This window comes from Phocaeicola sp. GP0067 (genome assembly GCF_031119655.1).
Lineage (GTDB): Bacteria > Bacteroidota > Bacteroidia > Bacteroidales > Bacteroidaceae > Phocaeicola > Phocaeicola vulgatus.
In genome coordinates, this window is sequence record NZ_JAVHZY010000050.1 from 1 (window position 1) to 8,689 (window position 8,689).

The window sequence follows — 8,689 nt, forward strand, 5'->3', positions numbered from 1 at the left end:
GCTCATAAACTCAGATGGGGCATGAAAGCTCAAAAAAAAAGTCGGCAGAAAGAAAAGGCCATCCCGGAAAGGGGTTTAAAAAAAGGTCTTTAAATCTAGCTGAAGCATAAGTTTAATTTTAATAGATAAAAGACTATGGCACATCAGAGTAAATATCCTAGTTTAGACAGACAATGGCATAAGATGATGTTTTCTTTCTTTGAGTATCTTCCTATGCAATATCGGCAGGCAACGGAAAGAGAATGGCAAATTCGTAAGATGATATGGAGTTTTAAGGATGGAAAAGCTTATTTGAATATAGCTTGGATGATAGCGAATAAGTTACATCAAGTTTTTGGTGATGATGTTAAGAATATTGTTTTTGCTTGTGTTCCGGCTTCTTCCGCTGATAAGAATGAACTTCGTTATAAGGGGTTTGCTTCGGCTGTGTGTAAGTTTTCAGGTGCTATCAATGCGTATGAACATATACGTGTCAGTGGAGATCGTTTGGCTATTCACGAGAAATTTGACAGCAAGTCGCTTCAAAAAGTACAAGTGATAGAATTTGACAAGGACTTTTTTCGGGGTAAGAAAATCTTGGTATTTGACGATATTTTAACAAAAGGGTTTTCGTATGCTCGTTTCGCATGTCAGTTGGAAAAAATAGGAGGTGAGGTTTTGGGAGGTTTCTTTTTAGGTAAAACAGTTGTCCGTATGTTATAAGATGAAAGAAAAAGAGAGTTATATAGAGAAGCAGAAGGATATCTTTGGAGATACTACTTGGTTCACTTATCGTTATGAGGTGAATGGAATGGTGTATGAAACTTCGGCAGGTTCGTTGGATATATGTAGAAAGGCACGTGATAAATGGATGAAAATGATGTCCGTTGCTTTTACCGGTCATAGAACGATACGAACAAATAAATATGCTTTGTCCGTATCGTTGAATGAAGAGGTACGTTTCTGCTATGAGAATGGAATCCGTTTTTTCTATATTGGTTGTGCGGTTGGATTTGACATGATGGCTGCTCATACCGTACTTGAACAAAGGAAACAATATCCCGATATGGTTTTGGTGGCGGTTGTTCCTTATGTCGGGCAAGATGTGTATTTCAACAAAGAGGACAAACAGAGGTATGCTGATATTTTGCGCCAAGCCGACAAGGTGGTAGTTCTATCCGAATATTATTATGCCCAATGCTATGCCCACCGTAATGATTACATGATTTCACACGCCTGTAGGCTGATTGCCTATTGGGATGGAAAATCTGCCGGAGGAACTTCTTATACGTTTAACAAGGCACAAAAAAAGAAATTGGTGATATACAATCTGTTTTGATTCAGATTGTATATCGTTGTTTTCCAGCGGTATGATCAAACGTGGCGATGTCATACTGTCTGGTTGCTGTAAGTGCTAATACTTCCGATGCAAAAGAGAAAGACACAATAAATATGAAAAGCAATGATAGATGAATTTTACTTAATTGTTTTACCTTTGTAAAACATTAGTGTCCCATTAAAATTGGGACGAATTAAAAATTAAATAAACTTGGCCCATTTGGTCCGAATCGTTCTTTGTCATTTTGAAATTTAGTTTTATCAAAGAGGTCTCTCAGATGAGTCTTATCAGTCAATGAGATGCTCAGTATTTGTAACACTTCATATGTACTTCTGTTCAGTTGCATATCGTGTTGAATGATTGCCACCAAACAGTAAGCGCATATAGCAGCATATATCTGTATTCGAACAGCATTCTCTGTAGTTCCCCAAAATCTTTTGATTTTAAGGTGCTGCTTGAGCCATTTGAAAAACAGCTCTACCTGCCAGCGATTTTTATAAAGTTCAGCAACTTGAAGCGCAGATATATGCATCGCATTGGTTATGAATGTAAATTCTCGTTCTTGTTCTTCATCCCAATATTTAACCAATCTAAGTGGCTCTGGATAATATTGTTTAGGATAGAATCCTGTCAGAAATACACTTGCGTCTGAAAGCACATTCTTAGGCAGCCTACGTTTCCATTGGATGGATTTGTACCCGAGATTCTTTTTTGCTCTGACAACAAAGTAGGCTTCAATTTGATGAATTTTATACAGTATTTTGAAGTTGTTATAACCGCGGTCAAAGATGTAATAAGAGCTTGGTTCATAAGGAATTTCAATCATAACTTTAGAATCGTGTACGGATGCTTCCGTGATATGAAAGAATGCAGGAATCTGTGTTTCCACATCATATAATGTATGCACTTTGATACCACCTTTCTTTTTGCGGAATTTTGCCCACCAAAAGACTGAAAGGCACAGGTCAATAGTAGTCGAATCGAAAGCATAAACGTTACCGCCAAGTTTGAAAATATGATTAGCACACTTTTGTCGTGCTTCGCTAACCAGGTAGTAAGCATATTCTTCAAAGATGTGATAGTCTCTATCTTGATTTGCTCTTGCCAGCGATGACTTTGATACATTTTTACCCATTCCTAAATGATAACATTTGGAATGATGAGCTTCAAGAGCAACTATCAAATCTCGCAGACTTTCACGATTAGAAAGTTGACCAAACATCAAAGCAAGTAGTTGATTCCAGCAGGTGAAGTGCTTCACATATTTATCACCATCATACTTGGTGACTATGCGGTTAAACTTACTTCGATTCAGAAATGAAGCCAATTGAGCGAAAACGTATTTGTCTTGGAACATATGCCATCGGATTAATCTGATGCAAAGCTACAAATTCAAGTCCGTTCGCTCGGAAAATCGCTGTAACTAACTAAATTTCAAATATTTCAAAGAACTCTTTTAGATTTTAATGGGACAACAATGTTTGTAAAAGGTAAAACAATATGCGTTTTTCAGATACAGAGAACAATATGACCTTTTGCATAGGTGTGTGTTGGTTAGGAACTCCAAATATGGAGTCGTTGCAGAAAATAATGATGAACTTGAATATTATTGATAAGGATGGAAACAATGGAAGCTAATGAACTGATGCGATATGCCTATGAATTACTGCAAGGGCATTCGAATGAAGAATGTGCCCGAATATTAAGAGAAGTGGTGGCCGAGTGTCAGGTGTGTATAAAGAACTGTGAAGAAGGTGTTTTCGAAAATATGCTAAAGTAATAACAACAAGAATATGGAAATTACTCATAAAAATCAAGGAGAACTTGACTCAACCATGCTCCCATTCGTGATGAGAGAGCTGGTAGAACTGGTCATGAAGAAAAAGGCATTGCCTTTAGGCGATGCACTGTATTATATATATTCTTCCAAGTTGTATAAATCTTTGCTGGATAAGAGTACCAAGTTATGGTATTCAAGTACATTGTCGCTTTATGAAACATTGGAGAAGGAAAAAACAGAAGAAAAACGACGGTATAACGGTGACACGAAGATCCTGCTTTTCAAGATGTTCTGCATTGAGAATTATAGGGAGGAAAAGAAACAAAGTGCGGAAGAAACCTTGTTGTTGTTTTCGGACTATGGGGTTTTTGATTTTTTGGATGAGACTTTTGAAATGCTTCATACCCAAGACCCCGAATATATATTAGATACTATAACGACTTATATCAATAAAAGAAAATGAGACTATTTCATGGATCTACAGTTACCGTGAAACGCCCTAATATACAGAAAGGACGGAAGGCTACGGACTTTGGGAAGGGATTTTATACGACAACCAACTTTGAACAAGCAAAAAAATGGGCTTTGTTGAAGAAGAACAGGGAACAGAGCGAAAAAGCAATCGTCTCTGTTTATGAAGTTCCCGATGATATTCTTGATAGGGAATATCCGGTTCTTCGGTTTATGGGTGCAACAAAAGAATGGCTGGAGTTTGTTGTCAACAACCGCAGAGGAAGAGAAAACGGTGACTATGACCTAATAATGGGGCCTGTCGCAAATGACCAGTTATATGCGACAATTCGGCTTTATGAACAGAGAGTTGTTACGGCTGAAGCCGCTATTGAGATGCTGAAAGCGCATAAGTTGTTCAATCAGCTTTCATTTCATACGGTAACAGTCGCTTTGTTGTTGAAGTTTGTTGAATCAATTGAAGTGGGGTAAAGAATATGTGAAGTGAAAATAGGGGGAAGTTTATCCCCCAATGGTAAGGTTGTTTTTTGCGTCCACTTAGTTTTTTCCCACCCACCCTTTCAGCGGAGTGACTGCCCGGCAGTCTGTTGCTTACCCATATGTCCTAGCCTTTTAGGGCTGTAGATAGGTAGTTGGATATTTCGCTGCCAAATCGGCAGTCCGCTTCAATCGTTTGCTTGCTTTTCTCCGAGTGGAGCCTTTCTGCTTTTCCGGTGGTGTAATCTTCTTTTATTGGAAACAGGTGTAGTGGCTGTATGCCTGTGTGGTTATGTTCTCCCGCAGAATCCGCAAGTCAGTTCTTCCGTTGCAGCTTTTCATTTTATCGTGCAGTCACTTTTTTCGATACGTGGAATATGATATGCTTCATTCTTCGGCTTCATTTTTTTAAAAGGAATTGCAGATGTTTCTTCCGGTGTGTCGATAGGCGGCTGACCATCTTTTCGGGATGTGCCATGCTTGCTGTCTAACCGGTTGTTTTTTGCATCCTTTCCAAACCTGTTACTGATTTTCAAGTTTTGTCTTTTTCATATCATTTTTTAGGGAAGTCAAATCATTTTCCGTTGCAAATATAGATTGTTGCTAACCCCTTTTACGGGGATAAGGGGACGATTCACAAACACCACGTTGTTATTCGTCTGAAATCTTCCTTTTTTTGCCTTGCATAAAAAGCGTATTTAACCCGAATTATTTGCTGCCATCTTCACCAATAAAAAAGTTACAAATCTTCCTTTTTCCGGCCAGCATAAAAAGAGTATTTATATCTTTTTTCATGGTGTCCCCCAAAGCCAACAATCAGTTATTGCACTGTAAAATTGATTAATTAACTTCTAAAAAATCAGAGATATGAAAAAGATTGAAAATTCATTCGCAGTAACAGGCAGGATTTGTAGGGATGCAGAAATCCATTTATTCGAAATAGTAAAGGTTGCACACTTCTCTATTGTGGTCAGTCGCATAGGCAAGATAAATGAAGAAAAAACATTTGTTTCCTCTGTTATGAAAGTTGAAGCCTAGAGTAAGATGGAAGACCGCTATGCTTTTTGGATACTGCAAAAAGATGTACTGATTACCGTTGAAGGCTACTTTAAGCCGGAAGAATGGACGGATTCTAAAAGTGGGGAGAAACGTAACCGCATTGTGATGGTAGCTACTAAGTTCTACCCGACTCCGGAAAAATAAGAACCCCCGGACTAAAAAGAAAAAGCAATCAAACGATTGAAGCGGCACAAGGTCGCTTCAATCGTTTGCTAATGCGGCAGAAGATTATAAAAAAAGTGTTTCTTAATTTGGTGATTTTCAGATTTATCGGTATTTTTGTATCAAAAATGATACCTAAATATGTTTTTCTATGAAAAGATTATATGATACATATACAATATACGAATTTTCAGATGAATGTATTGTAAAGGAAATCTGCAAGAGAGTTAAGTCTATAAGACTTAGCTGCTGTTTTTCCCAGCAAGAATTTGCGGATAAGGCAGGAGTATCTATCGTTACTATTAAGAGAATAGAATCTTGTAAAGTAAGTGATATTGCCCTAAGTACATTGCTTAAGATTTTGCGTATAAGTGGAACTCTTGAAGGCGTTGTCGGTTTGGTTCCGGAACTTCCAGACTCCCCTTTCCTAATCAATGAAAAAACAGGTAAAAGAATACAAAGAATTAACGGTAAACGTAAGATGGTATGAAGAAAGAGCCGATTATAGTGAATGTATATCTGTGGGGGACTTGCATTGGCAAATTGAATTGGGACTTTGAAAAGCATTGTTCTGTATTCCAATTTACGGATGAATATAGGAAACAAGATTATGATATATGCCCTTCCACACACCCTAAGAGAACCCCTTTGTTTGCGTCTTTCTATGGGAATAAAGATAAATTATATCAAGGGCTTCCGGAATTTCTTGCAGATGCGCTTCCTGACAAATGGGGGGCTTCCCTATTTGACCAATGGCTCACGGATAATAATATAAAGGTTACGGAATCATTGCCTCTATTGAAGCTCTCTTATATTGGCAAGAGGGCTATGGGAGCATTGGAATTTGAACCGGAATTTAATGATGATGCCATCCATGAGTCAGTAAATATGTCATCATTGGCAACTTTGGCTTCTAAAATATATAATGATCGAGATGCTGCTGTCATATCACCGGAGGATAGCCTCACGATGAAAAAGTTGATATATCTTGGAACTTCTGCCGGTGGCATGCGCCCGAAGGCAGTGATTGCCTATAATCTCGAAACGGAAGAGTTTCGTTCCGGCCAGGTGGATTTGCCTGAAAATTTTAAGCAGTATATCATCAAATTTAAAGAAGCAGATGACTCTCCTACCACAGAGATAGAAATGGTATATAGCGAAATGGCAAAGGCGGCGGGAATCAACATGATGCCATGCTTCCTGAAAGAAATTGATGGAAGAAATCATTTCGTAACGGAAAGATTTGATCGTAAGAATGGAGAAAAGCTCTTTAGTCAGACCCTTGCGGCCATTATGCCGGGTGCAGATGATTATATGAAGCTGTGTTGGATAGCAGAGACTCTGAAACTTCCCCAGGAAGACAAAGATCAGATATTTATCAGAATGGTATTTAATTATGTCGCAGGTATATCCGATGATCATAATAAGAACATATCGTTTATCATGGATAAGGCAGGGGTATGGCGTTTATCACCTGCATATGATGTAATGTTCACGGCAAATACATGGGAAAATTCTTCAGCACACATTCATTCGATGGGCGTGATGGGCAAAAGGTCTGCCTTGACTACAAGTGATTTCGTCAACTTTGCCGAGGATTTTGTAGAGGAGCCCGAAAAGAAGATATTACAGGTGTTCGATGCTGTAAGCAAATTTCAATCGTTATGCGCCACGTATGGCATAGATAAGGCTATATTTGATAAAATCCAACATGTATTGGATGGATTGGTCACTGATGATTTGGATTTGCTGCAATTAACTTAAAGAACAGTAGATGGTGATAGTTGCTCCAGTCTTTTCTGGAACGGCTTTCTTTTCTTTTGAGATCTTTATACCCCTATTTGTTATTTTGGAGAAAGTCACATGTTTCCCACCCACCCTTTCAGCGGAGTGACTGTCCCCGTTTCAGGATTTCTCATAGTCACTCGCAGGCTCCGTGATTGTGTGAAATCCAGGAATGGGGAAGGCAAAGGAGAGAGGCATATCCGGTCTGCTTTCGGAGCTTCGGCCACATCGAGACAACCTCTTTCCGGCGGCTATGCCACTCTCCTTTTATTTGCCCGGCAGTCTGTTGCTTACCCATATGCCCCAGCCTTTTAGGGCTGTATATAGGTAGTCGGATATTTCGCCGCTAAATCGGCAGTCCGCTTCAATCGTTTGCTTGCTTTTCTCCGAGTGGATGCCTTTCTGTTTTTCCGGTTGTATAATCTTCTTTTTCCGGAAACAGTTGTAGTGGCTGTATGCCTGTATGGTTATGTTCTCCCCGCAGAATCCGCAAGTCTGTTCTTCCGTTGCAGCCTTTCATTTTATCGTGCAGTCACTTTTTTCGATACGTGGAATATTGTATGCTTCATTCTTCGGCTTCATTTTTTTAAAAGGAATTGCAGAGGTTTCTTCCGGTGTGTCGATAGGCGGCTGACCATATTTTCGGAATGTGCCATGCTTGCTGTCTGACCGGTTGTTTTTTGCATCCTTTCCAAACCTGTTGCTGATTTTCAAGTTTTGTCTTTTTCATATCATTTTTTAGGGAAGTCAAATCATTTTCCGTTGCAAATATAGATTGTTGCTAACCCCTTTTACGGGGATAAGGGGACGATTCACAAACACCACGTTGTTATTCGTCTGAAATCTTCCTTTTTTTGCCTTGCATAAAAAGCGTATTTAACCCGAATTATTTGCTGCCATCTTCACCAATAAAAAAGTTACAAATCTTCCTTTTTCCGGCCAGCATAAAAAGAGTATTTATATCTTTTTTCATGGTGTCCCCCAAAGCCAACAATCAGTTATTGCACTGTAAAATTGATTAATTAACTTCTAAAAAATCAGAGATATGAAAAAGATTGAAAATTCATTCGCAGTAACAGGTTTTATCGGTAAGGATGCAGAAATCCGTAGTTTTGAAACAGCAAGCGTAGCACGCTTTTCTATCGCGGTCAGCCGTGCAGACAAGACAGGTGAAGAAACCTCTTATGTTTCCGCTTTCATGGGGATTGAAGCCTGGAGAAAGAATGAAGCACTGGATTCCTTCGATGTATTGAAAAAAGGTGAGCTGATAACCGTTGAAGGCTACTTTAAGCCGGAAGAATGGACGGATTCTAAAAGTGGGGAGAAGCGTAACCGCATTGTGATGGTAGCCACCAAGTTTTATCCGGCTCCGGAAAAAGAAGAAGAAAAACCGGATCAGCCTAAACAGAAGGCTGTCTCTAAAAAGAAAAAAGCAAGCAAATGATTGAAGCGGCCTAGTGCCGCTTTTTTTTGCTACATATCCGAGAGTGTTTTTGCGTTCACGCAGTATTCTTCCCCACCCTCCCCTTCATCGGAATGACTGTTCTCATTCCCGGTTTGCCCGTAGTCATCCGCTATGCGGCTGATTATGGGCAAACCAGAAAAGAGAAGTTCCAAACGTGGGCGGGATTGCAATG

At 39.3% G+C, this 8,689-nt stretch carries 12 protein-coding genes and 1 pseudogene; 9 read left to right on the plus strand and 4 right to left on the minus strand.

Annotation, left to right across the window (positions count from 1 at the left end):
- Positions 1-135 precede the first annotated feature (135 nt).
- Both RE317_RS20640 and RE317_RS20645 read left to right on the plus strand, forming a co-directional pair.
- Positions 136-702, plus strand: a complete 567-nt coding sequence (locus RE317_RS20640; RefSeq protein WP_005868760.1) for a phosphoribosyltransferase — start codon at positions 136-138, stop codon at positions 700-702.
- A 1-nt stretch (position 703) separates the two neighbouring features.
- Positions 704-1,318 (plus strand): SLOG family protein, encoded by a 615-nt coding sequence (locus RE317_RS20645; protein ID WP_005868759.1) that lies wholly within the window; start codon positions 704-706, stop codon positions 1,316-1,318.
- A 193-nt stretch (positions 1,319-1,511) separates the two neighbouring features.
- Here RE317_RS20645 and RE317_RS20650 read toward each other — a convergent pair whose 3' ends face one another.
- Positions 1,512-2,675, minus strand: coding sequence for an IS4 family transposase (locus RE317_RS20650; RefSeq protein ID WP_005868407.1), 1,164 nt, complete (start codon positions 2,673-2,675; stop codon positions 1,512-1,514).
- Between the two features lie 261 nt (positions 2,676-2,936).
- On the opposite strand from RE317_RS20650, the gene RE317_RS20655 reads away from it, so the two are divergent.
- The 3 genes from RE317_RS20655 to RE317_RS20665 are packed head-to-tail and all read left to right on the plus strand — an operon-like array spanning position 2,937 to position 4,040.
- On the plus strand, positions 2,937-3,098 hold the full coding sequence (locus tag RE317_RS20655; RefSeq protein ID WP_007564662.1) for a hypothetical protein: 162 nt from the start codon (positions 2,937-2,939) through the stop codon (positions 3,096-3,098).
- Positions 3,099-3,111: 13 nt separating this feature from the next.
- A complete protein-coding gene (locus RE317_RS20660; protein WP_005868755.1) occupies positions 3,112-3,561 on the plus strand; it encodes a DUF3791 domain-containing protein in 450 nt (149 codons plus the stop codon).
- The gene (locus RE317_RS20665; protein WP_005868753.1) at positions 3,558-4,040 is read left to right on the plus strand and encodes a DUF3990 domain-containing protein; all 483 of its coding nucleotides are present in this window, start codon (positions 3,558-3,560) and stop codon (positions 4,038-4,040) included. Before RE317_RS20660 ends, RE317_RS20665 begins: the two co-directional genes overlap by 4 nt.
- Before the next feature lie 344 nt (positions 4,041-4,384).
- Here the strand turns inward: RE317_RS20665 and RE317_RS20670 are convergent, their stop codons facing one another.
- Positions 4,385-4,582 (minus strand): hypothetical protein, encoded by a 198-nt coding sequence (locus tag RE317_RS20670; protein ID WP_007564664.1) that lies wholly within the window; start codon positions 4,580-4,582, stop codon positions 4,385-4,387.
- A 331-nt stretch (positions 4,583-4,913) separates the two neighbouring features.
- Between RE317_RS20670 and RE317_RS20675 the strand changes: the two are divergent.
- The 3 genes and pseudogenes from RE317_RS20675 (at position 4,914) to RE317_RS20685 (ending at position 7,031) form a co-directional block, all read left to right on the plus strand.
- Positions 4,914-5,249: pseudogene (locus RE317_RS20675) on the plus strand (single-stranded DNA-binding protein).
- Positions 5,250-5,418: 169 nt separating this feature from the next.
- Entirely contained in the window at positions 5,419-5,757 is a 339-nt protein-coding gene (locus RE317_RS20680; protein WP_005868750.1) for a helix-turn-helix domain-containing protein, read from the plus strand.
- Entirely contained in the window at positions 5,754-7,031 is a 1,278-nt protein-coding gene (locus tag RE317_RS20685; RefSeq protein WP_005868749.1) for a type II toxin-antitoxin system HipA family toxin, read from the plus strand. Before RE317_RS20680 ends, RE317_RS20685 begins: the two co-directional genes overlap by 4 nt.
- Before the next feature lie 157 nt (positions 7,032-7,188).
- Here RE317_RS20685 and RE317_RS20690 read toward each other — a convergent pair whose 3' ends face one another.
- Together RE317_RS20690 and RE317_RS20695 are read right to left on the minus strand one after the other, a co-directional pair.
- A complete protein-coding gene (locus RE317_RS20690) occupies positions 7,189-7,350 on the minus strand; it encodes a hypothetical protein (protein ID WP_005868748.1) in 162 nt (53 codons plus the stop codon).
- Positions 7,351-7,568: 218 nt separating this feature from the next.
- The gene (locus RE317_RS20695; protein ID WP_007564676.1) at positions 7,569-7,766 is read right to left on the minus strand and encodes a hypothetical protein; all 198 of its coding nucleotides are present in this window, start codon (positions 7,764-7,766) and stop codon (positions 7,569-7,571) included.
- Between the two features lie 331 nt (positions 7,767-8,097).
- On the opposite strand from RE317_RS20695, the gene RE317_RS20700 reads away from it, so the two are divergent.
- On the plus strand, positions 8,098-8,496 hold the full coding sequence (locus RE317_RS20700) for a single-stranded DNA-binding protein (RefSeq protein ID WP_005868746.1): 399 nt from the start codon (positions 8,098-8,100) through the stop codon (positions 8,494-8,496).
- Positions 8,497-8,689: the final 193 nt, after the last annotated feature.